This window comes from Streptomyces sp. JNUCC 64, assembly GCF_054484115.1.
In genome coordinates this window covers 753,456-777,361 of the sequence record NZ_CM137015.1, presented here as the reverse complement: position 1 = coordinate 777,361, position 23,906 = coordinate 753,456, and the positions used below count along the sequence as shown (strand labels likewise).

23 protein-coding genes, 1 pseudogene and 1 riboswitch are annotated in these 23,906 nt (G+C 74.6%); of the genes and pseudogenes, 8 read left to right on the top strand and 16 right to left on the bottom strand.

Annotated elements, in window-relative coordinates:
• Positions 1-501 precede the first annotated feature (501 nt).
• Both ACVWNX_RS02965 and ACVWNX_RS02960 read left to right on the top strand, forming a co-directional pair.
• Positions 502-1,608, top strand: a pseudogene (locus ACVWNX_RS02965) (family 2 encapsulin nanocompartment cargo protein terpene cyclase); the annotation flags it as partial.
• A 16-nt stretch (positions 1,609-1,624) separates the two neighbouring features.
• Positions 1,625-2,503 (top strand): geranyl diphosphate 2-C-methyltransferase, encoded by an 879-nt coding sequence (locus ACVWNX_RS02960; protein WP_454412280.1) that lies wholly within the window; start codon positions 1,625-1,627, stop codon positions 2,501-2,503.
• A gap of 85 nt (positions 2,504-2,588) precedes the next feature.
• On the opposite strand, the gene ACVWNX_RS02955 is transcribed toward ACVWNX_RS02960, so the two are convergent.
• From ACVWNX_RS02955 to ACVWNX_RS02925, 7 genes are all read right to left on the bottom strand, one after another.
• On the bottom strand, positions 2,589-3,107 hold the full coding sequence (locus ACVWNX_RS02955) for a hypothetical protein (protein WP_454412279.1): 519 nt from the start codon (positions 3,105-3,107) through the stop codon (positions 2,589-2,591).
• A complete protein-coding gene (locus tag ACVWNX_RS02950; RefSeq protein WP_454412278.1) occupies positions 3,104-4,042 on the bottom strand; it encodes a class I SAM-dependent methyltransferase in 939 nt (312 codons plus the stop codon). Before ACVWNX_RS02950 ends, ACVWNX_RS02955 begins: the two co-directional genes overlap by 4 nt.
• 204 nt (positions 4,043-4,246) lie before the next feature.
• A complete protein-coding gene (locus tag ACVWNX_RS02945; RefSeq protein WP_454412277.1) occupies positions 4,247-5,218 on the bottom strand; it encodes an NAD(P)-dependent alcohol dehydrogenase in 972 nt (323 codons plus the stop codon).
• Between the two features lie 77 nt (positions 5,219-5,295).
• The gene (locus tag ACVWNX_RS02940) at positions 5,296-5,514 is read right to left on the bottom strand and encodes a helix-turn-helix transcriptional regulator (protein ID WP_454412276.1); all 219 of its coding nucleotides are present in this window, start codon (positions 5,512-5,514) and stop codon (positions 5,296-5,298) included.
• Positions 5,508-5,936, bottom strand: a complete 429-nt coding sequence (locus ACVWNX_RS02935) for a hypothetical protein (RefSeq protein WP_454412275.1) — start codon at positions 5,934-5,936, stop codon at positions 5,508-5,510. The genes ACVWNX_RS02940 and ACVWNX_RS02935 overlap by 7 nt, the downstream gene beginning before the upstream one ends.
• A gap of 174 nt (positions 5,937-6,110) precedes the next feature.
• Positions 6,111-6,941 carry a MerR family transcriptional regulator gene (locus ACVWNX_RS02930; protein ID WP_454412274.1) on the bottom strand — a complete coding sequence of 277 codons (831 nt, stop codon included), beginning with the start codon at positions 6,939-6,941 and terminating at the stop codon, positions 6,111-6,113.
• On the bottom strand, positions 6,934-7,476 hold the full coding sequence (locus ACVWNX_RS02925; RefSeq protein WP_454412273.1) for a VOC family protein: 543 nt from the start codon (positions 7,474-7,476) through the stop codon (positions 6,934-6,936). The genes ACVWNX_RS02930 and ACVWNX_RS02925 overlap by 8 nt, the downstream gene beginning before the upstream one ends.
• Positions 7,477-7,585: 109 nt before the next feature.
• Between ACVWNX_RS02925 and ACVWNX_RS02920 the strand changes: the two genes are divergently transcribed.
• Positions 7,586-8,380, top strand: coding sequence for a phosphotransferase (locus ACVWNX_RS02920; protein ID WP_454412272.1), 795 nt, complete (start codon positions 7,586-7,588; stop codon positions 8,378-8,380).
• 219 nt (positions 8,381-8,599) lie between these two features.
• Positions 8,600-9,814 carry an MFS transporter gene (locus ACVWNX_RS02915; RefSeq protein WP_454412271.1) on the top strand — a complete coding sequence of 405 codons (1,215 nt, stop codon included), beginning with the start codon at positions 8,600-8,602 and terminating at the stop codon, positions 9,812-9,814.
• A 110-nt stretch (positions 9,815-9,924) separates the two neighbouring features.
• Here the strand turns inward: ACVWNX_RS02915 and ACVWNX_RS02910 are convergent, their stop codons facing one another.
• The 8 genes from ACVWNX_RS02910 to ACVWNX_RS02875 all read right to left on the bottom strand — a co-directional run bounded on the left by ACVWNX_RS02910 (position 9,925) and on the right by ACVWNX_RS02875 (position 19,334).
• Positions 9,925-10,953, bottom strand: a complete 1,029-nt coding sequence (locus tag ACVWNX_RS02910) for an ABC transporter substrate-binding protein (protein WP_454412270.1) — start codon at positions 10,951-10,953, stop codon at positions 9,925-9,927.
• Positions 10,950-11,699 carry a class I SAM-dependent methyltransferase gene (locus tag ACVWNX_RS02905; protein ID WP_454412269.1) on the bottom strand — a complete coding sequence of 250 codons (750 nt, stop codon included), beginning with the start codon at positions 11,697-11,699 and terminating at the stop codon, positions 10,950-10,952. Before ACVWNX_RS02905 ends, ACVWNX_RS02910 begins: the two co-directional genes overlap by 4 nt.
• The gene (locus ACVWNX_RS02900) at positions 11,668-13,299 is read right to left on the bottom strand and encodes an MFS transporter (protein ID WP_454412268.1); all 1,632 of its coding nucleotides are present in this window, start codon (positions 13,297-13,299) and stop codon (positions 11,668-11,670) included. The genes ACVWNX_RS02905 and ACVWNX_RS02900 overlap by 32 nt, the downstream gene beginning before the upstream one ends.
• A complete protein-coding gene (locus ACVWNX_RS02895; RefSeq protein WP_454412267.1) occupies positions 13,292-14,545 on the bottom strand; it encodes an ATP-grasp domain-containing protein in 1,254 nt (417 codons plus the stop codon). Before ACVWNX_RS02895 ends, ACVWNX_RS02900 begins: the two co-directional genes overlap by 8 nt.
• On the bottom strand, positions 14,542-15,564 hold the full coding sequence (locus ACVWNX_RS02890) for a cysteine synthase family protein (protein WP_454412266.1): 1,023 nt from the start codon (positions 15,562-15,564) through the stop codon (positions 14,542-14,544). Before ACVWNX_RS02890 ends, ACVWNX_RS02895 begins: the two co-directional genes overlap by 4 nt.
• Positions 15,561-16,445, bottom strand: a complete 885-nt coding sequence (locus ACVWNX_RS02885; RefSeq protein WP_454412265.1) for a GHMP family kinase ATP-binding protein — start codon at positions 16,443-16,445, stop codon at positions 15,561-15,563. The genes ACVWNX_RS02890 and ACVWNX_RS02885 overlap by 4 nt, the downstream gene beginning before the upstream one ends.
• 197 nt (positions 16,446-16,642) lie before the next feature.
• A riboswitch (cobalamin riboswitch) is annotated at positions 16,643-16,861 on the bottom strand.
• 244 nt (positions 16,862-17,105) lie between these two features.
• The gene (locus ACVWNX_RS02880; RefSeq protein WP_454412264.1) at positions 17,106-17,636 is read right to left on the bottom strand and encodes a hypothetical protein; all 531 of its coding nucleotides are present in this window, start codon (positions 17,634-17,636) and stop codon (positions 17,106-17,108) included.
• Between the two features lie 171 nt (positions 17,637-17,807).
• Complete coding sequence (locus ACVWNX_RS02875) at positions 17,808-19,334, bottom strand: immunity 49 family protein (RefSeq protein ID WP_454412263.1); 1,527 nt, start codon at positions 19,332-19,334, stop codon at positions 17,808-17,810.
• Between the two features lie 278 nt (positions 19,335-19,612).
• Between ACVWNX_RS02875 and ACVWNX_RS02870 the strand changes: the two genes are divergently transcribed.
• From ACVWNX_RS02870 to ACVWNX_RS02855, 4 genes are all read left to right on the top strand, one after another.
• On the top strand, positions 19,613-20,572 hold the full coding sequence (locus ACVWNX_RS02870) for a hypothetical protein (RefSeq protein WP_454412262.1): 960 nt from the start codon (positions 19,613-19,615) through the stop codon (positions 20,570-20,572).
• Between the two features lie 60 nt (positions 20,573-20,632).
• Complete coding sequence (locus ACVWNX_RS02865; RefSeq protein ID WP_454412261.1) at positions 20,633-21,007, top strand: hypothetical protein; 375 nt, start codon at positions 20,633-20,635, stop codon at positions 21,005-21,007.
• Positions 21,008-21,101: 94 nt separating this feature from the next.
• Complete coding sequence (locus ACVWNX_RS02860; RefSeq protein WP_454412260.1) at positions 21,102-22,121, top strand: hypothetical protein; 1,020 nt, start codon at positions 21,102-21,104, stop codon at positions 22,119-22,121.
• A gap of 137 nt (positions 22,122-22,258) precedes the next feature.
• Positions 22,259-22,585, top strand: coding sequence for a hypothetical protein (locus ACVWNX_RS02855; protein ID WP_454412259.1), 327 nt, complete (start codon positions 22,259-22,261; stop codon positions 22,583-22,585).
• Between the two features lie 222 nt (positions 22,586-22,807).
• Here ACVWNX_RS02855 and ACVWNX_RS02850 read toward each other — a convergent pair whose 3' ends face one another.
• A complete protein-coding gene (locus ACVWNX_RS02850; RefSeq protein ID WP_454412258.1) occupies positions 22,808-23,902 on the bottom strand; it encodes an alpha/beta fold hydrolase in 1,095 nt (364 codons plus the stop codon).
• Positions 23,903-23,906: the final 4 nt, after the last annotated feature.

Here is a 23,906-nt window from a genome sequence, read left to right as displayed (position 1 = left end):
CGGCCCGCCTCCGCCCGGGCCCGGCCGCCCCGTCGGCTCGACCGTCGCGTCGGGCTGCCGCCCCCCGTCCGGCCGGTCCGGTCGCAGCCCCCGAGCGCGACGCCGCCGGACCCGCCACCCCGAGGTGTCGCGCGGTACGGGGAAGGCCCGCTCGAACGCCGGGACCCCGGACAGGCCGACCGTGCCCCGTGTCCCGTTCCGTCCCACCGCACCACCCGGACGCGGCCACCGCTCCCGTCCCCGCCGCGTCCCCCGACCCACCCGCCCCACGCCTCCGCCCGGCCCCCGCGCACCGGGTCCCGCGCCCCACGGGACCCTCCGGGGCCACCCGGCGGGGGGCCCGCCCGCGCCCGGTCCCCCGGGCCCACCGGGCACGCCTTCCACCCGACCCACCTCACCCAAGGAGTGATGGATGCCGCGTCCTGAGCAATCCCCCGCGCGGCCGGGACCGCCCCGGCGGGGCCCCGCGCCGAACGCGGTGGTGCGGCCGTGACCCCCGAAGCGCTGGAGCGGCTGCTGCGCGGCCCCAGCGGGCTGGGCACGACGGCGCTGTACCCGGCCCCGCGCGTCGCGCCCGCGCCGTCGGCACCGGCGGAGACGGCCGGGCCGCCGGAGGGACGGCCCGAGCCCGGCAGTCCGATCCCGGGGCTGTACCACCACCCGGTGGCCGAGCCCGATCCGGTACGGGTCGCCGAGGTCGGCCGCCGGATCAAGGAGTGGGCGCTGGAGGAGGTCGAGCTGTACCCGCCCGAGTGGGAGGACCAGTTCGACGGCTTCCGCGTGGGGCGCTACATGGTGGTGTGCCACCCCGACGCGCCCACCACCGACCATCTGATGGCCGCCGCCCGGCTGATGGTCGCCGAGAACGCGGTGGACGACTGCTACTGCGAGGACCACGGCGGCTCGCCCGACGGACTGGGCGCCCGGCTCCTCCTCGCGCACACCGCCCTCGACCCCGTGCACACCACCAGGGAGTACCAGCCGGGCTGGGCCGGGTCGCTCCACGCGGACGCCCCGCGCAGGGCCTACCGCTCCGCGATGGACCACTTCCTGGAACTGGCCACGCCCTCCCAGGCGGACCGTTTCCGCCATGACATGGCCCGGCTGCACCTGGGGTACCTCGCGGAGGCGGCCTGGGACCAGAGCGGCCACACCCCCGAGGTGTGGGAGTACCTGGCCATGCGGCAGTTCAACAACTTCCGCCCCTGTCCCACCATCACCGACGCCGTCGGCGGCTACGAGCTGCCCATGGACCTGCACGCCCAGCCCGCCTTCCAGCGGGTCATCGCACTCGCCTCCAACGCCACCACCATCGTCAACGACCTGTACTCGTACACCAAGGAACTGGCCGGTCCCGACCGGCACCTGAACCTGCCGGTGGTGATCGCCGAGCGGGAGGGGACCTCCGACCGCGAGGCGTACCTGAAGGCGGTCGAGGTCCACAACGAGCTGATGCGTGACTTCGAGGCCGAACTCGCCGCCCTGACCGTCGCCTGTCCCGTCCCGACCGCGACGCGCTTCCTGCGCGGCGTGGCCACCTGGGTCGACGGCAACCACCACTGGCACCAGACCAACACCTTCCGTTACAGCCTGCCCGACTTCTGGTGAGGAGAGGAACCCACCCGTGACTGCCGAAGTCCTGCCCGTCCCCAACACCGCCACCGTCCCCGCTCCGACGACGCCCTACCAGGGCGACATCGCGCGCTACTGGGACCAGGAGGCCCGGCCCGTCAATCTGCGCCTCGGCGACGTCGACGGCCTCTACCACCACCACTACGGAATCGGTGACGTCGACCACGCGGCCCTGGGCGAACCCGGCGCCCCCGACCGGGACCAACGGCTCGTCGCCGAGCTGCACCGGCTGGAGTCCGCCCAGACCGACGTCCTCCTGGACCACCTCGGGGACGTCGGGCCCGGTGACACCCTGGTGGACGCGGGCTGCGGCCGGGGCGGTTCGATGGTGATGGCCCACCAGCGCTTCGGCTGCTCGGTGGAGGGGGTCACCCTGTCGGCGAAGCAGGCCGCGTTCGCCAACCGCCGGGCCGGTGAACTGGGCATCGACAAGTCCGTGCGGGCCCAGGTCTGCAACATGCTCGACACCCCCTTCACGACCGGCCTCGCCAGGGCCTCGTGGAACAACGAGTCGAGCATGTACGTGGACCTCCACGACCTGTTCGCGGAGCACGCCCGCCTCCTCGCCCGGGGCGGCCGGTACGTCACCATCACCGGATGCTGGAACCCGGTCTACGGCCAGCCCTCCAAGTGGGTGTCGCAGATCAACGCGCACTTCGAGTGCAACATCCACTCCCGTCGCGAGTACATGAAGGCCCTGGCCGACAACCGCCTCGTCCCCCAGGCGGTCGTCGACCTGACCGCCGCCACCCTGCCCTACTGGGAGCTGCGCGCCACCTCGTCCCTGACCACCGGCATCGAGGACGCGTTCATCAACTCCTACCGGGACGGTTCCTTCCAGTACCTCCTGATCGCGGCCGACCGCGTCTGACGACCGACGACCACGGCCGCCCCGCTCCGCAACCCGGAGCGGGGCGGCCGTGGTCCGTGGTCCGTGATCCAGAGGTATCCGGCGGCTATCGCACCCGCCGGTACCAGCGCCGGTGCGTCAAGGGCTCGACGCACAGCACGGCGGCACCCGCCACCGCGCAGACCAGCAGGGCGGAGCCCCCGCCGAAGAGGGCCGCGCCCGCGCAGGCGACGGCGACGACCAGGGGGCGCGCCAGGGTCAGCGGGCCGAGACCGACGACCACCGCGAGGGTCCCGGCCCGGAACGGCAGGGCGAAGTAGGCGGCGAGGGAGAGCAGCACCACGGCGGCGTAGCCGGTGAGCGGCAGCAGGGAGCCGATCCCCCCGGCGGTCAGCGCGTCGTAGGCCCGCTCCCGGTCGTCCGAGGTCAGCAGGACCAGGGCGGCGGTCACCGTCGGGGCGAGCAGCAGGACCGTTCCCACGGTCAGCCCGCGCAGCGCCGCCCGGAGGGTGGCCCGCCGTTTGCGGATGCGGGCGTCGGTGCCCGCGTAGGCGCGGAAGCCGCTGAACGCCGCGTCGGCCAGGGCGAGCAGTACGAGCGGCACCAGCGGAACGGCGGACGTCATCGGACGGCCCCGGTGAGGTGCTCCGGTCCCACCAGACGGCGCGCGTCCCGCCCCAGGGCGCGGCGGAGCGCTTCCTCCAGCGGCGGACGCACCCCGATGACCGGGCGCAGCGTGGTGCAGAAGGGGTTCGCGGTGCCGCGCGGCTCGTACACCAGCGGGCGGACACCGGGTACCGAGGCGGCCCGCAGCAGGGTCCCGTCGTCGTGCGCGCGCAGCGCGGAGACCACGCCGTCGTGACGGCCGAGCGGATCGCGCATCCGGGCCCGGTGGAAGATCCGGGCGCCGAGGGGCGCCAGCCGGGTCGCGGCGATGTCGTAGTGGCAGAAGGCCAGTGCCGGTGACGCGGCCTGGGCCCGGAAGAACTCGGTCAGGGCGGGGCCTCGGAAGTGGTGCAGCAGCCCGGTGGAGACGTAGACGGTCGCGGCCTCCGGCAGGTCGAAGGCGTTCCCGTGGACGAACCGGCAGTCCAGCCCTTCCGCACGGGCGAGCCGGTCCGCCTCGCCGACCAGCGCGGCGTCGAGGTCGACCCCGACCAGTTCGACGTCCGGGCCCAGCGCGCCGGTGACCGCCAGCCACCGGACCAGATAGCCCAGCCCGCAGCCGACGTCCACCAGACGGTACGGTCCGGGCCGCCCGGCGGCCGTCCGGACCGCGGTGAGGAGCGGCCTCAGCAGATGCGTCAGCCGGTCGCCGATCCGCAGCTCCTCGCTCAGCCGCTGGAGCTCGGTGTGGACGCCGATGAGCAGCCGGTCCACGGCGTCGGGGTCGAGCACGCCCGCCCGGTCCACGGGCAGCCCGGCGACGATCCGGACCGCGCGCTCGTCCCCGATCCCGCTCAGCCGCCGGATCACCTCGGCGCGCCGCACGGGCAGCCGACGGCCGTCCCGGGGGTCCACGGCCGTGATCAGATCGGAGATTTCGACGAGCTGGCGCACGAGGCAGAACCCTACGGCCCCGCCGCCGCCCGGCCCGGCCCGGGCCCGCTCCGGCCGGGGCGGGCGGTGGCCGGGTCCGGCTCTTGACGGGCCCGGTGCGGATCGGGGGCCTGGGGCGTCCGGGGTTCCGGTGATGCCCGAGGCGTCCGAGGCATCCGAAGTGTCCAGGACGTTCGGTCGGCGGGTGCCGGGGGCGGGCTCAAGTCAGGGGGCGATGACCGCCTTCCCGTCCACGCCTCCCGCCCGGAGCCGGTCGATCAGCGTGGGAACCTCCGCCAGGGCGTGGACGCCGCCGACCACCGGGGTGACCGTCCCGCGCTCCACCAGCCCGGCGACGTGTTCCAGGTCCGCGGTCCGTTCGGCGGACACCAGGCCCAGCAGCCGCTGCCGGGTGACGGTGGACAGCAGCGAGGCCCTCGCCAACCGGTCGGTGCCGCCGAGCCAGCGACCGCCGGTCTCCGAACCGACGATGACCAGGGTGCCGCGCGGGGTGAGCACCCGGCGCAGCGCCCGGAGCGGACGGCCGCCCGCTGCGTCCACGACCAGGTCGTACCGTTCGGGGCGGCGGGTCACGTCCTCGACGGTGTAGTCGACGACGGCCTCCGCACCCAGCGAGCGCACCAGCGCGGTCTTGCCGGTGCCGCACACCCCGGTGACCACGGCGCCCGCCGCCCGGGCCAGCTGGACGGCGTACGTCCCCACTCCGCCGCCCGCGCCGATCACCAGCACCCGCTGCCCCTCGCGGACCCGGCCCCGGTCGCGCACCGCCTGGAGCGCGGTGACGGAGGAGATCGGCAGGGCCGCCGCCTGGTGCGCGGTGATCGCGGCGGGCCGGGTCAGCAACTGGTCCTCGCGGGCCACCGCGTACTCGGCGAAGGCCCCCTCGCAGTAGCCGAACACCTCGTCGCCGGGCCGGAACCGGGTGACCCCGGGGCCGACCGCCGTCACCCGCCCCGCCGCCTCGCGGCCCCGGACCGCTGTCCGGGGAGCCCGCAGCCCGTACCCCATGACCCGTACCAGCAGGGGCAGTCCGGTCATCAGGTGCCAGACGCCCGCGTCGAGTCCGGCGGCCGTGACCCGGAAGAGCACCTCGCGCTCACCGGGCACCGGTTCCGGTACCTCCCGCAGCCGCAGCACACCGGTGTCTCCGTACCGGTCCTGGACGATGGCCTTCACGTTTCCTCCCGGAGGGTGCTGATGGTGGTCGGGGCCGCCGGTCGGCGCGCCGACGGCTGGACGGGCGTACGGGCGGGTCAGGACTCGGGGTACTGGAAGACCTCGTCCAGCGGGACGCCGAAGACCCGGGCGATTTGGAACGCCATCTCCAGCGAGGGCGAGTAGCGGCCCTTCTCGATGGCGATCACCGTCTGCCGGGTGACGCCCAGCCGGTCCGCCAGTTCCGCCTGGGTCATCTCGGCGTGCGCGGTCCGCAGCGCGCGGATCGTGTTGGTGACCCGGGTCGGCTTCACCACGACTGGAACCCCACCCGGTAGCAGGCGATCCGGGTGGCCGAGCCGAGCAGCGCGGAGAGCACGAACGCCAGCTGGACGGTCTGGGCGATCCAGAAGTGGTCGGCCTCGACGACGGCCAGCGCGAGCACCCCGAGGCCGCCGATGGCGAGGAAGGACTGCCCGACGTGCTCGCCCAGCCGGCCGATCTCGCGGTCGCGGACGTCCGTCGCGGTGCCGTCGGCGCGGAAGACCGCCGCCGCGACGGCCTCCAGGACCACGGTCGCGACGACGGCCCCGCCGACGCTCCACAGCAGCGCCGCCGTGTAGGGCACCTCGGCGAGGGGCCGTCCGTCCGCCCGGCCGAGCACCGCCACCAGATAGCCCGCGTACGCCACGACCGCCACCAGCGCGGTGATCCACGCGCGCCGCTCTCCCGTCGCCATGACCCCTCCCCGTCCACCGCGTCCCGTCTCCCGGGTCGGTGATGTCAAAGAAACCTGACATGGCGAAGGTAGGGCTTTCCTGGGCGGCAGGTCAAGAATTCTTTACATCGAGGGAGGGGAAGGGAGGGGAAGGGGGAGGCGGAGGCAGGGGCGGGAGCGCGGGGGAGGAGGGCGTCACTCCCAGGTCGCGGTGTCGGGGTCGATGCCGTGCGCGCGGGCGCTGGCGTCCACCGCGCGGCGGAACCAGGCGGCGAGCCCGGGGCGGACGCCGTCGTAGTGGGCGGCGAACGCCGGATCGGACTCGTATCCACGGGCGAGGCAGACCTGCATCCGTCTGCTGAGGGGGAAGTACGCGCCGAAGACCTCCCGGTGCCGCTCCACCAGCCGGTTCGCCTCCGCGCCGCCCGGCGCGACCCCGGCGTCCATCGCGTCCCCGAGCTCCCGGTCGAGCGCCGTGACGGCGTCGGCGACCGCCCGCCACTCCCGTGGACCACGGGTGGCCGCCCGCTCGGCGTACTGCCGCCACTGTTCGGTGTCCCCGTAGCGCCGGCGCGCCTGGACGGTCCACTCCGGGTTCCAGCCGGGGCCGAAGACCGCGGTCTGCTGCTCGGCGGTGAGCAGCGGGCCGCGTTCATGGGCGTCGATCATCCGGTCCAGCCCGGCGCCGAGCCGCTGGAGTCGCTCGATCCGCTCGGTGATCCGGGCGCGCTCGGCGCGCAGCGCGCCGGGCACGTCCGCCGTCGGGTCGTCCAGCACGGCCCGGATGCCGTCCAGGCCGAGCCCGGTCTCCCGGTAGACGACGACGCGGTGCAGCCGGTCCAGATCGGCGGCGGTGTACAGCCGGTACCCGGCGGCCGTGCGCAGTGACGGCCGCGCGAGACCGATGCCGTCCCAGTGGTGCAGCGCGCGGACCGTCACCCCCAGCCGCGCCGAGACCTGACCGACGGTCAGCCCCTCCGCCCGGGTGTCGTCGGCTTCGTCGTCGGCTGCGGGGGCGTCAGGCATGCGGTCCATTGTCGCCGGGCCCGCCCGGCGGGGTGATGCCCATGGCCTCCAGGTTCCGGGCCTCCGCGCTGCCCGGGACGAAGGGCTTCGCCGCGGTGAGGACGATCCGCGCGTTCTCCGGGGTGATCACCGTCATGTCGCGGGTGTTCCAGGGGGTGTCCCGGGGGCCCTCCACCGAGCCGGGGCGCAGCGCCTGGCACCGCTCCACTAGGGAGTCGATCTGGCCGAGCACGCAGGCGAAGCTCAGCCCCATCGCCGGGGGCCGCTCCGGAACCTCCTCCGCCGCGACGAGCAGCACGTCCTGGAACGCCCAACGGCGGAGGTGAACCAACTGGCCGGGGGCGCCGAAGAGTTCGAAGAACCCGAGGCCATGGACCCAGAAGTCCACCGACGCCGCGAGATCACGGGTGGGGACCGTCGCGAACGCGGGCATCCCGTAGATCCCGTGGAACGGTTCCGGCGCGACCGCGTCCGGGCCGGGGGTGGGTACGGGGCTGATGTCGAACGCGTCGTAATAGGTGGTGTCGTCGCTCATGCCCCTCACCCTTCAGCCTCACGCAGCGTCAGGGTCAAGCCGGTTCCGGGGGTTCCGTGCCCGCCGGGCGCCGCCGCCGCTGCCCCGCCCGCCCGGTTAGCCTGGCCCGATGGAGGATCGAGAGGTGCTGCTGGGCGGAGTCAACCGGGTCGTCCGCGAGGGCGGGCTCGTCCGCCGTCCCGCCGGTCCGTGGAGCGCCACCGTCCAGCGTCTGCTCGCCCATCTGCGCGCGACGGGATGCACCGCCGCTCCGCGCCCGTACGGGTTCGGTGAGGACGGCACCGAGGAGATCGTCGAGTTCCTGCCCGGCGAGGTGGGCCATGACTTCGCCGATCCCCAGGTGCGGAGCGACGCGTCGCTCGTCGCCGCCGCCCGGCTGCTCCGGGAACTCCACGACGCCTCCGCCGGTTTCGTACGGGAGCCCGGCGACGTCTGGCAGTTCCCGACGCGCGAGCCGGCCGAGGTCATCTGCCACGGGGACGCGGCCACCTACAACACGGTCTTCCGCGACCGGCTCCCCGTCGCCTTCATCGACTTCGACACCGCCCACCCCGGCCCCCGGCTGTGGGACGCCGCCTACACCGCCTACCGTTTCGTCCCCCTGTACGCCCCGGACGAGGTGGAGCACACGCTGCCGCTGCCGGAGGCACGGCGTCGGCTGGCGCTGTTCGCCGACTCCTACGGCCTGTCCCGAGAGGAGCGGACGGAGCTGCCCGCCACGGCGGCGGAGCGGCTGAGGTCCCTGGTCGCGTGGATGCGCCAGCAGGCCGGTGCCGGGCACCCGGCGTTCGCCCGGCACCTCGCGGAGGGACACGACCGCCGCTATCTGACGGACGCCCGCTGGATCGAGGAGAGCTTCACCGACGACGTCCGTGACGTTTCCCCGGATGTCTCCGCCCGGTGAGCCACGGGGCCGCGGCACCACCGGGCCGGCTCCTCGCCGTCCAGGCAGCCGGACGCCCCCAGCCCCGCGACGGCCACCACTTCGGGCCGTTCCCTCCGGTCGGTCGAAGCGTCCGGGCGGGGGATCGGACCAGGTCATCGACCCTCCGCTAGGGGTTCGGTGCCCGCTGCTAGCCTGCCGTTCATGACCCGGAGCGGCTTGGCCGACCGAATAGGCCGCGTGGCGGGGGACAGCGGGCCGGAACGCGTGCTGATCGCCGCCAGCTTCGTCAACCGTGTCGGCAACGGCCTGTTCAACGCGGCGTCGGCGCTGTACTTCACCCTGGTCGTGGGCCTGCCCGCGGCGCAGGTCGGCGTCGCGCTCACCGTCGCCGGAGTGATCGGTCTGTGCGCGGGGATACCCGGAGGCCATCTCGCCGACCGCCGCGGGGCGCGCGCGATCATGATGCTGGCCCTCGCGGTCCAGGCCGTGTCGATGGCGTCCCTCGTCCTCGTCGAGAGCTGGGCCGCGCTCATGGTCGTCGCGACGGTCGACCAGATCGCCGCCGCGGTCGGCGGGGCGGCCTGGGGCGCTCTGGTGGCCAGGGTCGGAGGCCCCCGCCCGGCGCTGTTCCGGGCGAGGCTGCGGACCTTCGTCAATCTGGGCGTCATCTTCGGGACGGCGGGGGCCGGGCTGGCACTCGCCGTGGACACCCGTGGCGCCTACGTCGCGCTGATCCTCGGCAACGCGGCGAGCTTCGCCCTGTGCGCGCTGCTCCTGCTCCTGCTGCCCCGTTACCCGGTGCTGGCGGCGCCACCGCGACAGCGCCGCTGGCTCGCCGTCACGGACCGCCCGTTCCTGACGTTCACCGCCCTCTACGGGGCCATGGGGCTGCAGTACCCGGTGGTCTCCCTGCTCCTGCCGATCTGGATCGCCGAACACACCGAAGCGCCGCGCTGGACGGTGGCCGCGCTGTTCGCCGTCAACGCCGCCTTCTGCGTACTGACGCAGACCAGGATCGGTTCCCGCATCGAGACCCCGCAGGACGGCGGCAGGGCGTTCCGCACCGCCGGGCTGCTCTTCCTCGTCAGCTGCCCGATGATGGCGCTGGCCGCGTACACCCCGCTCTGGGCGGCGGTGGCGCTGGTTCTGGTGGCGGTCTTCGTCCATAGCCTGGCCGAGGTGTGGGAGTCCTCGGCGGGCTTCGCGCTGGGCTTCGGTCTCGCCCCCGACCACGCCCAGGGCCAGTACCAAGGTCTCCTCGGCCTCGGCTTCAGCGCGGGCCAGGCCCTCGCCCCCGTGGTCCTCACCACGCTGGTCCTCGGTCTCGGCACGGCGGGCTGGCTGCTGCTGGCGTTGTTCTTCGCGGCGCTGGGCGCGGGCGGTCCGCGTCTCGCCCGGTGGGGCGTGCGGACCCGGCCGGGGCCGTCCGCGCCGGAGCCGACGTCCGGATGAGGAACGGTTCCGGCCCGGCCTCCGCGCGGGGCGTACGGGCGGACGACCCCGGCCCACCGCGACCACGGCCGTTCCCGGCCGTGTCCCCCCTCCCCGCCGGACCGGACCGGTCAGTCGAAGCGTCCGGGGTGCAGACTCCGGGCCAGGGTCTCGACCGTCCGTGGGGGACGCGCTCCGATCAGGGTCGCGGTCAACGGGACCACCACGAAGCGTTCGTTCCGGATCGCGGGCACCTCCTTGAGGAGCGGATGGGAGAGCAGGAAGTCCCGCTTCCGCTCCGCGCCGCCCGCGCCGGTGTAGTCGTGGATCACGATCACCTCGGGCCGGCGCACCGCGACCTGTTCCCAGGACACGTCCGCGAAGACCCCGTCCACGTCGGCGAACACGTTGCGTCCCCCGGCCAGCCGGACGATCTCGGTGCCGAGGCCCCGGGAGCCCGCCGTGTACGCCGTCCCGTCGCCGCTGTCGTAGACGAACACCGGGACCGCGCGGGCGTCGCGCACCGCCCGGTGCGCGCCGTCGACCCGCCGCCGCATCCCGGCCACCAGCCGGTCGGCCCGCTCCCGCACTCCGAAGACGTCACCGACGGCGCGGAACTCCGCGTAGACGTCCGCCATGGACACCCGCTTCCGCCCGCAGTACTCCCTGTTCTGGTACGTGGCCACGCCCGCCCGGGTGAACGCCGCGCGCGAACGGCCCTCCTCCTTGGCGAACGCGCTGCCGTAGCCCCCGTACACGAAGTCCGGTTCCGCGTTCAGCACCGTCTCGAACGACGGCTCCTTCTCGGCGAGCCGGGGGATGCTCCGGTACTCCTCCGCGTAGGGGGCCGGAACGTCCGACTCGGGGAAGGCCGTGCCGACCAGCCGGTCCCGCAGCCCGAGCGCCAGCATCACCTCGGTGGGGTGCTGATGGAGGGTCACGGCCCGGGCGGGCGGCCGCTCGTAGACGGTGCGCACCCCGCAGTTGTCGACGGTCAGGGGGAACCCGGCGGGGGCGGCCCCGGAGCCGTGACCGCCGGTCTCCCCGGGATCGCCGCAGGCCCCGGCCAAGGCGGAGACCAGTGCGACCGCGAGTGCCGCTCGCGACGCCCGGCGCGGTCGGGAGCCGGGGCCGGTGCGCCGGTGGAGGACGGTCGTCATGCGGGGCGGACCGCCCGGAGGATCAGCCGTTCGGCGTGCTCGTCGTAGGGCCGTCCGTCGAACCCGCCGAACACCTCGATCCCCTCGAACCCGGCCTCCCGCGCCATCGCGCGCAGCTCCACCGCGCTGTAGACGAACCACACCAGGCTGGCCCGGGTCACCCGCTCGCCCCGCACCAGCACCCAGTCGCTGCGCAGCCGGGCCCAGTCGTCCAGCACCGAGTCGGTCTGCACGAGCAGGTCCTCGCCCCGGGTGACGACCTTGGGCGGGGTGACCTTGCGCGCCAGCAACTCCTTCCCGGCCAGGTCCAGGACGAGGGTGCCGCCCGGCACCAGGGCGTCGTGGACCGTGCGCAGCACCCCCGCGTTGTCCTCGGGGTCCTCGAAGTACCCGAAGGACGTGAACATGTTGAGGACCACGTCGAAGGACCCGGGCGCCGCGTACTCCCGTACGTCGGCCTCCACGTACCGGGGGCTCACCCCCGCCTCCGCCGACAGCTTCCTCGCCCGCTCCAGCAGGACGGGGCTGCGGTCGACGCCGGTCACCTCGTGGCCCCGGCGGGCGAGCGGCACCGTGAACACCCCCGGCCCGCAGCACAGGTCGAGGACGCGCGTCCCTTCGGGGAAGGTCAGCAGCGGGGAGGTGTCCAGCAGCTCCTCGGCCTGGGAGAAGCGCTGTTCGGAGAAGAGGAAGTCGGTGAACTCGCTCCAGAAGTCATCGTCCTGGAATCCGCCGGTGTGCGCCATGGTGGGTACTCGTCCCTTCGGGGTCGGGGTCGGGGTCGGGGTCACGGTTGGGGCCGTCTGAGTCGCCGGGGGCGTGGGAATGGGGGGAGCCTTGAGTGCTGGTGCTGGTGCTGGTGCTGGTGCTGGTGTGGGTGCTGGTGTGGGTGCTGGTGCCAGTTAGGCCGGTGCCGGCGTGGGTGCGGGTGTGGGTGGTGCCGGTGGTGTCCGGTGGGCCGGCGGTCCGGTCGGGCCCGGTGCTCCCGGGGCTCTCACCGGTCGCGGCCCCCGCCCCGGGGGCCCCGGTGGCGGCCGGGTCCGGGACGGCGACGGTCCGCCTCCTCGCCAGGAGCAGCAACAGGGGCGGCAGCAGCAGACACTGCGCGGCGGCCACCAGCCAGAACGTGCCGGTGCCGCCCGCCCGGTCGGTCAGCCCGTAGAGCAGTCCGCCGAGCGCCCCGCTGGCCCCGGCGCCGAGCCCCGCCGCGAGCCGCTGCTGACCGAAGACCACCGCGTCGGAGCGGGTGCCGCGACGCAGCGCCTCCAGGTCGTTCTTGAGGAACAGCACGATGTCGGCGAGGGTGATGAGCACTCCGCCCGCCAGCAGCGCGGGCCGGGTGCCGACCGCGAGCACCGCGAGTCCCGCCGCCAGCCCCGCGAAGCCCCCCGCCAGGGCGAGGCCGTAGGGCATCCGTCCGATCGCCGACGAGGCCAGCGGCTGGACGACGATCACCAGGACGAAGCAGAGCAGCAGCACCAGGCTGTAGAACGTGGCCGACGCCCGCTCCACCGCGTACACCGCCAGATAGTGCTGGAAGTGGAAGTACAGGTAGAACGCCAGGGCGTTGGCGGCGAACGGCAGCACCGCCACCCCCGCCAGCAGCCCGCGCGCCGACAGCCCGGAGCCCGGCGATCCGTGCCCCGGGGTTCCGCGTTCCGACGCCCCGGGCCCCGACGCCCCGGACGCGTCGGGGACGGGGACCGGGGCAGGGCCGGGGGAGGGGACGGGGCCGGGGACGCTGCCCTCGTCCACCGGGGGCAGCCGGGCGTGCCCCACCGTGACCACCACGAACAGGGCGGCCGAGGCGAGGAACACCGGCCCCGGCGACTCCAGGACGAAGGGGCCCGCGACCAGCGGCCCCACCGCCATCCCCGCGTTCAGCGCCGCGTTGCCGAGGGACAGGAACGCCGGGCGGCGCTCCTCGTCCACCCCGTGCACCAGGTACGCCTTGTTCGCCGGGAGGTACAGGGCCGCCCCGCCGCAGGTGAGGACGAGCGCGGCGACGGCCAGCGGCGGCCAGCGCAGCGCGAGGAGCAGCCCCGCGAACCCCGCCGTGCGGATCACCAGCGCCCACAGCATGGTCCGCCGCAGCCCGATCCGGTCGGCCAGCGCGCCGCCGAGGATCCCGCCGGAGAACTGCACCAGGGAGGCGACGGCGAGGACCGCGCCCACCGCGCCCAGCCCCATGCCGAGCCGTTCGTGCAGGAACACCGACATGAACGGCAGCACCATGAAGCTGCCGAGCGGGATCAGGAACGAGCTGAGCAGCAGGAAGCGCGCCCCGCCGCCCAGCGTCGCCAGGACGGCGCGCGGCGAGGGCCCGCCGGTGGCCGGGTCAGCCACCGCCGCCGCGCTCCGCGTCGGTGAGCGGCCGGGTCAGCACCCGTACCGCGTTCGCCGCCGCCACCGCGTGGTGGGTGGCGAGTTCGGCGGTCTCGGCCTCCGCGTAGACGATGCCCGCGTAGCCCCGGCTGTCGTCCAGGTGCTCGATCCGGTCGCCGGTCCGCTTGACCGGGTACCAGACGGGCGCGCCGGGCATCTCCGTCAGCCGTTCCAGCCCCTCGACGCCGGTGAACACCCCGGCCCGGTCGGGGTAGCCGAGGACGAAGGCGACGGCCGGGCCGCCGGGCGGGTCCAGGTCCATCAGCGCGGGCCGCACCCCCAGCGCGGTCTGCACCATCGCCTCGTAGACGTTGACCCCGAGGGACCGGCACAGGCCCTCGCCGACCAGGGCGCCCCCGATCCGCGGGTTGATCTCCACCACCTCGGGTCCGGTGGCGGTCAGGGCGAACTCGACGTGCGCGAACCGGTCGGTGTACCCGACGGCGGCGAGCACCCGGTCCAGCCAGCGCGCGAGGGCCGCCCGCCGCTCCTCGGGGAACGCCACCGGGAAGGCGGTGATCTCCTCCCGGAAGCGGGGCTCCCTCGACATCAGCCTGCTGGACACCCCGAGCAGCCGGGTGCGGCCCTCCCAGGTGAGGGTCTCGGCACTGTAGACCGGCCCGGCGAAGAAGGGCTCCGCGAACAGCCGTCCGGTGAGCCGCCGGTCGGCGGCTTCCGCCAGCGCCGCGTCCAGCGCGGCCTCGTCGCGCACCAGCCACACGTTCTGACTGCCGGTGCCCGCCGTGTCCTTGAGGACGGCGGGCAGTCCGGTCCGCTTGAGGACCGCGTCCCGCAGCTCGCTCCCGACCCCCGTCCCCGTCGCCTCGGTGGCGGGGGCCCGGGTCAGTCCGGCCTCGTACAGCGCCGTGCGGACCCGGGCCTTGTCGCGGGTCAGCCGCAGGACGTCCGGGGCGAGCCCGGGCAGCCCGAAGGCGGCGGTGAGTTCCGCGCCGACCAGGGTCCAGGTGTCGGTGGAGCCGATCAGCCCGCGCAGCTCCGGCAGCCGCTCCAGCGCGGCGGTGACGGCGGCGGTGTCGAAGGTGTCGACCTCCACCACGTCCAGCGCGCCCGGCTCCAGCCGTTCCAGTTCGTAGGCGTAGTACCCCGGGTCGCGGGTGAGCAGCACCAGGCGCTCCCCGAGCCGTCCGGCGGCGCGCGCCAGGTGCCCGAGGCCGAAGGTGAGCGATTCCAGGCAGGCCACGGTCACGCGGCGTGCTCCTTCCGGTCGGCCGGGCCCGGCGCGCGGTTCCACGCCATCGTGGACCACGGCATGGTCATCTGCTGGGGGGAGCCCACCTCGACCGGTTTCAGCCCGGCCGGGTCCAGGGCCTCGGCGTGCCGGGCGTACACCCGGGAGACGTAGCGGTGCCCGGTGTCCGCGCCGATCACCAGGTGGACGCGGTCGGGGTCCCGGCGCGCCTCGTGGAGGGCGGTGAGGTAGGCGGCGCCGGTGGACAGCCCGGCGAAGACCGCGTGGTCGCGCAGCAGGGCGACCGTCCCGGCCATGGCGTGGGTGAAGTCCATCCAGTGCACCGCGTCGTAGAGGTGGTGGCGGACGTTGTCGAAGACGATGGAGGAGCCGATCCCGGCGATGATGGCCTCCGGGTCGTGGTGGTCCTCGCTGCCGAAGGTGACGCTGCCGAAGGGCTGGACGCCGACCAGCCGGACGGACGGGTCGGTCAGCCGCAGCCGCTCCACCAGTCCGCCGGTCGAGGCGCCGGAACCGACCCCGCCGACGAGGGTCAGCTCCCGCCCCGGCAGCTCACGGGTCACCAGGTCGGCGACCTCCTGGTAGCCGAGGTAGTGGACGTCGTCGTGGTACTGGCGCATCCAGTGGACGTCCGGCCGGTCGGCGAGGATCTCCCGGACCCGTCGCACCCGCAGCTCCTGGTCCAGTTTGAGGTTCTCCGAGGGTCTGACGCGTTCCACGGTCGCCCCGAGGACCTCCAGCTGGGCGTGGGTGGTCTCGTCCACGGTGGTGGAGGCGACGATGTGGCAGCGCATGCCGTACCGGTGGCAGGCGAGCGCCAGGGCGTAGGCGTAGATGCCGCTGGAACTGTCGACGAGGGTCTGTCCCGGGCGGACCGTGCCCCGGTCGAGCAACCGGCGGACGGCGGCCAGAGCCGAGTAGACCTTCATCGACTCGAAGCGGAGCAGGACCGTGCCGGGGGCCAGCCGGACCAGGTCGGGGGTCTTGAGGGCGTCGGCGATGTGGGGGTGGATCACCCGTATCCTCCTTGGGCGAAGGCGCACTGGTGGCCGAGCGAGTGGAAGAACGCGGACAGCTCGTCCCTGGTCGAGAACCCGATCCGGTGGGAGAACAGGTATCCGACCAGCGAGCCGGTGTGGGCGACGAAGACGCCGTCGGCCCCGAACTCCTCGCGGTGGGCGAGGACGGTGTCGAAGGTCCGTTTCGGCAGGACCTCCTGGGCGAGCGCGGCACTGGTGGTCGACGCCCGGGCCACCGCGGCCGGGTCGCCGACGGCGAAGCCCTTGAGCAGGTCGCTCAGGCACCGCTCGTACTCCTGTCCGCGTCGCCGGTACTGCCGCAGCAGCAGGGGAGTGACGGCGGACGTGTCCACACCGCCCTGCTCGACGACGTAGGCGGTATGGAACCCGAGGGAGGTGCCGAGTCGACGCACCACCCGATGACGGGCACTGAGGTACAGCGCGAACTCGTCCAGGAACACGCTGTCGGCCCGCTCTATCCGGGCCAGCAGACCGGTGACGAGCCGGGGTTGCCAGGGCAGCGCGAAGATCCGGAACAGACAGCGCAGCGTGGCCACCACATCGGCGGTGGAACTGGCCATCCCCACCCCGACCGGCAGTTCCGAGTGGGTGCTCCAGCGGCCCGGCGGCAGGGCCACCCCGAAGTGCTCGGTGAACAGCCGCACCGCCGCCCGGGACTTGGGCCCGAGGGGCGAGGGGCCCGTCTCCCGCGCGCCGGGGGTGAAGTAGACCCAGGAGTGCCGGTCCACGGGGAACGACACCAGGGCGATGTCCGGCTCCGGCGAGGGGGCCAGGGGACCCTGGTACAGCTCGCCGAGCGTCCCGTGACAGACCCCGGCGAAGGTCCGGGGGGTCCGCCCGCCGCCCGGGGCGGTCACCCGCGCGGTCCGCGCGGCGGGGCCACCGCGGACGGCCGTACGGACGGACTGCTGTCGCCACCGGTCACGAACGCGTTCCTCCTCGTCGCCCGGGCCCGGACGACGGGGACAGGGGGAGCGGACCCGCCGCGCGCACATGACGGCCCGCCCGCACCGCTGACCCAGCCCTCGGGGCCGCCGTGGACAGCGCGTGCCGTCGGGGCACGCGCGCAGTGGCAGGTCTTCGGACTCGTGGGCACGTGCCCCGCGGGGGCGCCTTCCTACCGGCCGTCGCTTCCCGGCCCCGGAAGGAGCCAGTGCCGTGACGGCTTTCGTTCCCACTCACCGCTGCGGGACAGTCCCGGATTCGCACCGGGTTCCCTCTTGCGACGCGTCCCCGCGAACGGTGACGCGAACCGACTGCGCTTTCCAGCGTAGGGCGTCTACTCCCGGCCGCGACAGGGTGCCTCCGACGGCCATGGCCTGTTGTGATCCGTTCCGCCCAGGGGCTCGGAAGCGCCCGGAACGCCCGCCGGGGCGCCCCGGCACGGGACCGCGCCCCGGCCGGACTCCGCGCTCCGGAGGCGAAGTTGTCGCGAAACGCCCCCACGGACCGGCCCGGACACCCGCGCCCCACGGACGACCGGCCCGGGCCCCCGCCTCCCGGGCCGGTCGGGACGGTCACGCTCCCCGCGTCCGTCCCGGGGCCCCGCGCCGGTGGTACGCGAGCGCCACCACGGCCAGCAGCGGCCCCCAGGCCAGCAGCGGCAGATAGCAGAGGGAGAGCAGCGCCTGCTCGACCGCGCTGTGCCCGGGAGGGAAGTCGCTCACGGCGAGCGAGACCGCGAAGCCCACGGTGAGGACGGTCAGGGCCAGGGCACCGGTCAGGGCCGTGGCGGTCACCGCCCGTCGACGGGGCCGCCACCCCCCGATCACCGGGACCCAGCCCGGCACCACCTCGCCCCAGGGCCTCACCAGCCCCAGGGTCAGCAGCGCGAGCCCCTCGGACAACACGGCCAGGACGACCATGTAGAGGTCGGTGTGCCAGTGCTGCGCCCGGGCCTCGGCGGTGCCGAAGCCGGGCAGGGCGAGCAGCACCCCGACGCGCCACAGCCCGGAGGGCAGCACGACCAGGGGGACGGCGTGGGCGGCGAGGACGACGCGGCGGGGGACGGCGGCCGGCATCGGGCCGGCGGTGTCGTGTGTGTTCACCCCGCCAGGCTCGCCCGTACGCCACCCCGGCCGCGTCCCCCCGGAGTCGGCACCGGACCGCCGGGAGGCGGAGGGCCCCTCAGCCCCGGGAAGGACCCGGACCGGGCGGCTCCCCGGGGGACGCCGCCCGGAGGGGACGGCGCACCGAGGGGGACGCGTCCCCGGACACCGTCAGCCGGACGACAGCGGTGCCCTCGCGGCCGGCCGCGCGGAGGGCAGGTACGGGGAGTCCACCCGTATCGCCCAGCCCCGGTGCCGTCGGGCGTGGCAGGCCAGGGCCAGCACATCGAGGTCGAGGGCGGCGTCGGGGTCCCGCGGCCGGTCCGCCACCCGGTAGTGGTCGCGGTGCCGTTCCAGGGCGTCGGCCAGGGCGAGGTTGAAGCTCTCCTCGTCCCCCTCCGCCAACTGTGACAGCAGCACGATCGGAGGCATCGCGAACCCCCAGTCCCGGGACCGCTCCTGGACGGCCAGCGCCTCGTCCACGGCGGGGACGGGGTCGTCCGCGCGCAGATAGGCGAGCAGGGCCCGGCGGTAGGCCGCGAACGCCGACGGATCGCCCTCCAGGGCGCGTTCGCCGTCGACGACCAGCGGGGCCAGCTCCTCGCGGTTCCCGTCGATCAGCGCGTGCGCCATCGCGCGCTGCCAGGCACCGGCGTCCAGCGGGCGGCCGTCGGCCCTCCACCGGCTGTGCCGCGGCAGACGCTCCCCGTCCGTCCCCGGGCCCGTCCCGTCGCCGGGCCGGTCCACCACCAGGTGCCGGACGGCGAGTTCCGCGACCGCGTCGGGACGCCGGTCCCGTCCGTAGGCCCCGACCCGGGGCCCCGCTCCCTCGAAACCGGTGACCAGGGCGCGGGGCAGGTAGTCGGTCTCCAGCGGCGGCCACCAGCCCTCGTTCCGGTAGCCGAGCGCGGCGAGCGCCAACGGCAGCAGCGGCAGCAGGCTCGCGGGCCCGCCGCCCGGGCCGGGCCGGACCCCGGGCGCCGTCAGCAGCCGTGTCAGACACTCCCCGAAGCCCGCCCGGTCCCCGGCCGCCAGGGCCCGCAGCGCGGCGAGCGCGATGGTGTGCGGATGTTCCCCTGCCGGGGAGGACCCGGCCTCCTCCCGGGCGCGGACCCGGGCGAGCGCCTCGTCCAGCGCGGCCCGCTTGTGGTCCGCCGACGGCGGGTAAGGGGCGTCCTCGTCGTCCAGATCGTCCAGTACGTACACCATCAGACCGTGGATCAGCTCCGCCAACGGCTCGCCCCGCCGTGCGCGCCGGTCGTCCTCGCGCGCGAAGTGGAACGCCTCGCCGTGGCGCCGGGTCCGGTCGGTGAGGACCGCCAGGCAGAAGGCGTCCAGCCACCCTCCCGCCGTCACCCCCTCCGGCCCGTCCTCATCCGGTTCGCCCTCGCCCGGCTCGTACCCCATCCCGAAGTTGACGTAGTCGAGGAAGACGCTGAAGGAGACGTGCGGCCAGTACGCGGCGAACTGCACGGCGCCCGCGGCGGATTCGGCGGCGGCCTCCAGCACGGCGCGCGCCTCGGGGGAGTCGAGCGACGGGTCCGCGACGGACAGGGCGCCGAGGTAGTCGAGGAACTCGTCGGAGATCGACGACCACACCGAGGCGGTCATCCGCCCCGCCTTCGAACTGGAGATCACCAGACGGACGATGCGGTTGGTGGCGTCGTCCAGGACGGCCGGGACCTGGGCCTGCCCCACCGCGTGTCGTTCTCTCCGCACTGTTCTGTACTCCCGTTCGAGCCGTTGCGTAGGAGATCACCCTAGGTTCCGCCACTGACAACGCCCTTGGACCCGGGGGACGGTGACCGTTCCCCGCCCCCACCGGGACCGGGACGGCCGGGCGCCCCGGGAGCCGACGGCTGTACGGCCTCCGTCCCGGTCCCGGGGGGGCTCGGGATGAAGGCGGTACCGCCGATCGGCGCAAGGGCCGGTGGGCCGGGACGGGCGGGCCGGGGCGCCGCCCTAGGGTGCGCCGGGTGAATGGACGACGTGTCACCCGAACCCTCGCCGCCGCCCTGCTCGGCGGACTCGCCCTCGTCACCCCCGCCACGGCGGCGCCCACCGCCCCCGGCCAGGACGGCTGGTCACCGACCGGGGAGGGCATCACCGCGGGGATCAGCGGCGCCGCCCCCACCGGGGAGGGCACCCCCGCCGGAACGGACGTGCTGGTGGTCCACGACAACAAGCACCCGGCGGAACCCAAGGTCTCCCTGGTCCGGTTCACCACCGGCCTCGCCCCCTCCGCGAGCGTCCTGCGCTGGGAGGGCGACCGGGACCCCGTGGACCTGGAGGCGCTCACCGCCGTGCCCGGCGTCCGGGGGGAGTTCGTCGCGCTGGAGAGTTCGGGCCGTGGCTACCACCTGCGGCTGGCGGGCGACTCGGTCTGGGCGCTGCGGCAGTTCACGCTGCCCGGTTCCCCGGCCGCGACCGGGGACGGCAGCTGGTCGCCCACCGGTGACAACTACGAGGCGTTCGCCCTCACGGGGACCCCGTTCGGCGGGCTGACGGCGGTCTGGGCCCACCGGGGCCAGGACGAGGACCCGGCCGTGCTGAACGCCGCCGCCCTCGACTGGGGGAGCCTGTCCTTCGGACCCCGGAGCTCCGCGCCGGTACGGGTCTCCTACCCGGCGGCGGACGTCCGGCACATCAGCGACCTGGCGGTCTCCCCGGCCGGGCGGCTGACGGTGACCTCCGCCTCCGACCCCGGCAACGACGGTCCCTTCGACTCGGCGGTGTACGACGCCGGACGCCTGGTCACGGGCGGCCCGGACGGTCCGAGTCCGGCGCCCGCCGCCCGTCCCCGGCGGCTCGCGGTGTTCCCGGGCCACAAGATCGAGGCACTGGGCTGCGGCACCGCCACCGGGGCCGTCCTCGGCACCGACGACGAGAACGCCGGGGGCTCCGTGAGGCTCGCCGCGCTCTGCCCGACGGCCTGAGGGAGGACGGGAGGACGGACACCGGCGGGCGATGTCAGAGGGGCTGGTTAAGCTCCGCGCATGTCGTTCTGGATGCGCCTGGCCAAAGTCAGCCCCGTTCTCCTGCCGGACCTGCGCGAGCGGCCCGACGCCCTCCTCGACCTGTTCTCCGACGAGGAGGGCGCCGCGCCGCCCGCCGGGTTCGACCGGGACGAGGACTCCCTTGAGTACCAGTTCTTCCCCGGGGAGGAGACCGTCGACCACGACCACTGGCTGACCACCGCCCACCGGATCGGCGAGGAAATCGGCCACGACTCCGACGGCGGAGGGTTCTTCGCGGTCGGCCCGGACGGGGTCCGGGCCGTCGCCCGGGCGGCCGGCGGCGACGAGCTGGTGCGGACGTTCCTCGCCTCCGCCGCCGCCGAGGGGAAGGCGGTCGTGGGCGCGCTGCTCTGAGCGCCGCCGGGGCGCGGCCGGCCGGCCGGTCAGCCGGGGCCGGCGAAGGCCGCCGGGGACGGGGGAACGCAGGGCGACGATGACGGGGGCGGGGATGGGGACGACGGGTGTGCGGGGCGTCAAGGACATCAGGGCGATCACCCTGGACGAGGCGGACGAATGGTACGGGCTGCGCTCCCGCTTCGCGCTGGACCACGCGTCCGGCGACGACGAGGTGGTCCTGGTGGAGGGGGCGGCCCGGGTGACGGACCTGCCGCTCGACTTCCGGGCCCTCGACTCCTGGACGGGCCTGCCGAAGCGGAGCCCGGACGCCTTCCTGGGCGTCGTGGTGGACGGTGACCTGACCGTCGTCGGCCACGTGGCCAACCGGGAAGGGGACTTCGGCCCGTTCCTCTGGGTCCGGGGCGGGCTACGGGCCGGGAACCTCGCCACCGCCGGGAGCCACGTCCTGATCGAGGGCGGACTGACGGTGGAACGGACCGTCGTGGGCACGCACCCCCACGGCCGTACGGTCGTCCGGGGCCCGGCCCGCGCGGAAGTCGTCTTCTCCGAATGGCATCTGACCGAGTTCCACGGCGCCCTGACGGCCGAACTGGTCGTCTCGCGCCGGGTGCGGGTCGCGGACCCCGGGCGGGTCCGGGTGAACGGCTGGGTGGGGGAGGCCCACGACCTCGACGGGGAGCCCGTTCCCGGGCTCGGCACGGTGTCGACGAGGGCGTTCCGGGCCCTCGACCCGGCCCTCTGGCCGGAGCCCGGCGCCCGGGAGGTCCTGACGGCCGTCGAGACGGGCCGCTCCCTGCTGCGCCCGCCCGGGCCCCGGCGGGCGGGGCCACCGGACAGCGGCGCCGAAAGGGCCCGGGAGGTCCTCCGGCGGGCCGGATGCCGCGAGGCGGACCCCTGGGACGACGGCTTCCGGGTCCGTGACGACGGTGACGCGGACGCGGGGCGTCTCGAAGTCTCCTTCGCGATGGCGGACCGCCCGGACCCCTCACCCGGCGTCGAGCCCCTGGACGAGTCCGTGGAGTCGCGCCGGTACGCGGCGGCCCTGACCGCCGCCGGGGCCCGGGTGGCCGTCGACCCCGAGGACGAGGACGTCCTGCACGTCTGGCTCTGACCCGGGGCGGTCCACCACCTGCGGGCCCGTCGTTCCGGACGTTTCCCAGCAGCCCCTTCAGGTGGTCATACAGTGCTATGGGCACAAGGGGACCGGGGTGAGTCATGAGAGCGATAGACGATGACGAGGCAGCAAGATTGCTGACCTATCTGGCTGTGATCCAGATTCGCGCCATGGCCCGGCGCCGGGAGCCCTTCTACGAGTGGATGGGCGACGACTACGTCGCCTGCATCGCTTGGCTTGCCGATCTCGTGCACAACCTGGCGGGATCTCGTGCGCGAACGAAGCGATGGCACCTGCGCCGGAAGCGCCTCCGGTCCATGGAATACACCTGGGCGGTCGCGGGACGGACCGGCCAGAAGTGGATTCTCGACAGCCTGGAGAAGGAAGGACTCACGTGGGACCCGCCAGCCGAAGCCGCAGGCGGGCCAAGGCCCAGTGGCACCAGTCGCCCGTGTTCGTGACTCGCAAGTGCCGTCATTTCTGATCGACAACCGCGGACCCGGTTGATCACCAAACACCTTCGGAAGCCGTCGGCGAACGCAGTCCTCAGAGATCGACGAAGCCGGGGCCGGTCGTGACGGGCCGGCCGGGAGCGGCGGTCACGCCCCGTTCCCTCCGGCCCGCCCGCCCGACGACCGTCACCCGGACGGTCCGCCCGCCCGGCCGTCCGTGTGACGGTCCGCTCAGGACCCGGTGGCGAGGAAGGACAGCACTTCGCGCTCGAAGCGCCGCTTGGCCTCCAGTTGGGGGAGGTGGCCCACGCCGGGCAGTTCCAGCAGCCGGGAGCCCGGGATCGCCGCCGCCGCGCGTCTGCCCAGCACCGGGAAGTTCCCCAGCCTGGCGCGGTCCTCCGGGGCCGCGTACGACTTGCCGACCGCCGCCCGGTCCTCCTGGCCGATGACCAGCAGCACCGGCGTCCGCAGCGACGGCAGGTCGTGCACCACCGGCTGGTGGTAGGCCATCTGGTAGGTCAGCGCCGAGGCCATCGCCCAGCGCGGGTACTCGCCGCTCAGCGTGACCCGGTAGCGCAGTTCCACGTTCCGCTCGTAGGCCCGGCGCCAGGTCACCACGTACGACCGGTAGAACGCGCGGATGGCCGTCAGATCGGTGTTGCGCAGTTCGTCGGCGAACAGCCGCTCGGTGGTGTGCGCGGGGACCAGCTCCCGGTAGTCCTCCAGGCCCACCGGGTTCGCCAGCACCAGCCGTCGGGTGCGGGCCGGGTGCGTCAGCGCGAAGCGCACTCCGAGCATGCCGCCCATCGAGTGTCCGACGACGTCCGCCTCCGCCACGCCGAGGTGGTCGAGGAGCGCCGCCGTGTGGTCGGCCAGTCCTTCGAAGGAGTAGTCCAGGGCGGGTTTCGAGGACCGGCCGAAACCGATCTGGTCCGGCACCACGACCCGGTGGCCCGCCCGGGCGAACGCCCGCGCGGTGGGCGCCCAGGCGCCCCCGTCGAAGTTCTTCCCGTGCAGCAGCAGCACCGTGCGGCCGGACGGGGTGCCTCCGGAGGGCGGCACGTCCAGGTAGGCCATGTTCACGGTCTCGCCCCGGTCGACCCGCCGCAGGAAGCGCACCGGGAAGGCGCTCGGGTAGCCCTCCATGGCGATGCCCAGCGGCACCTCGTACCCGGGCCCGGCCGCCGTACCGCCCGCCGTCCCCGCCGTACCGGCGGCCGTGTCCGCCGGACCGCCGCCCGCCGCGTGCGCCGCGCCCGCCGTTCCCGTCCCCACGGCGGCCACGGCCCCCGCGCCCGCCGAGAGGAACACCCTGCGTGTCGTCATCCGT

What these genes read in the sequence shown, in the direction of transcription:
- ACVWNX_RS02955 (WP_454412279.1), bottom strand. Translation starts at nt 3,107, where the DNA reads ATGACGTCCGCCGTTCCGCTGGTGCCGCTCGTACTGCTCGCCCTGGCC.
- ACVWNX_RS02935 (WP_454412275.1), bottom strand. Translation starts at nt 5,936, where the DNA reads ATGGCGACGGGAGAGCGGCGCGCGTGGATCACCGCGCTGGTGGCGGTC.
- ACVWNX_RS02930 (WP_454412274.1), bottom strand. Translation starts at nt 6,941, where the DNA reads ATGCCTGACGCCCCCGCAGCCGACGACGAAGCCGACGACACCCGGGCG.
- ACVWNX_RS02925 (WP_454412273.1), bottom strand. Translation starts at nt 7,476, where the DNA reads ATGAGCGACGACACCACCTATTACGACGCGTTCGACATCAGCCCCGTA.
- ACVWNX_RS02920 (WP_454412272.1), top strand. Translation starts at nt 7,586, where the DNA reads ATGGAGGATCGAGAGGTGCTGCTGGGCGGAGTCAACCGGGTCGTCCGC.
- ACVWNX_RS02910 (WP_454412270.1), bottom strand. Translation starts at nt 10,953, where the DNA reads ATGACGACCGTCCTCCACCGGCGCACCGGCCCCGGCTCCCGACCGCGC.
- ACVWNX_RS02905 (WP_454412269.1), bottom strand. Translation starts at nt 11,699, where the DNA reads ATGGCGCACACCGGCGGATTCCAGGACGATGACTTCTGGAGCGAGTTC.
- ACVWNX_RS02865 (WP_454412261.1), top strand. Translation starts at nt 20,633, where the DNA reads ATGTCGTTCTGGATGCGCCTGGCCAAAGTCAGCCCCGTTCTCCTGCCG.
- ACVWNX_RS02860 (WP_454412260.1), top strand. Translation starts at nt 21,102, where the DNA reads ATGGGGACGACGGGTGTGCGGGGCGTCAAGGACATCAGGGCGATCACC.
- ACVWNX_RS02850 (WP_454412258.1), bottom strand. Translation starts at nt 23,902, where the DNA reads ATGACGACACGCAGGGTGTTCCTCTCGGCGGGCGCGGGGGCCGTGGCC.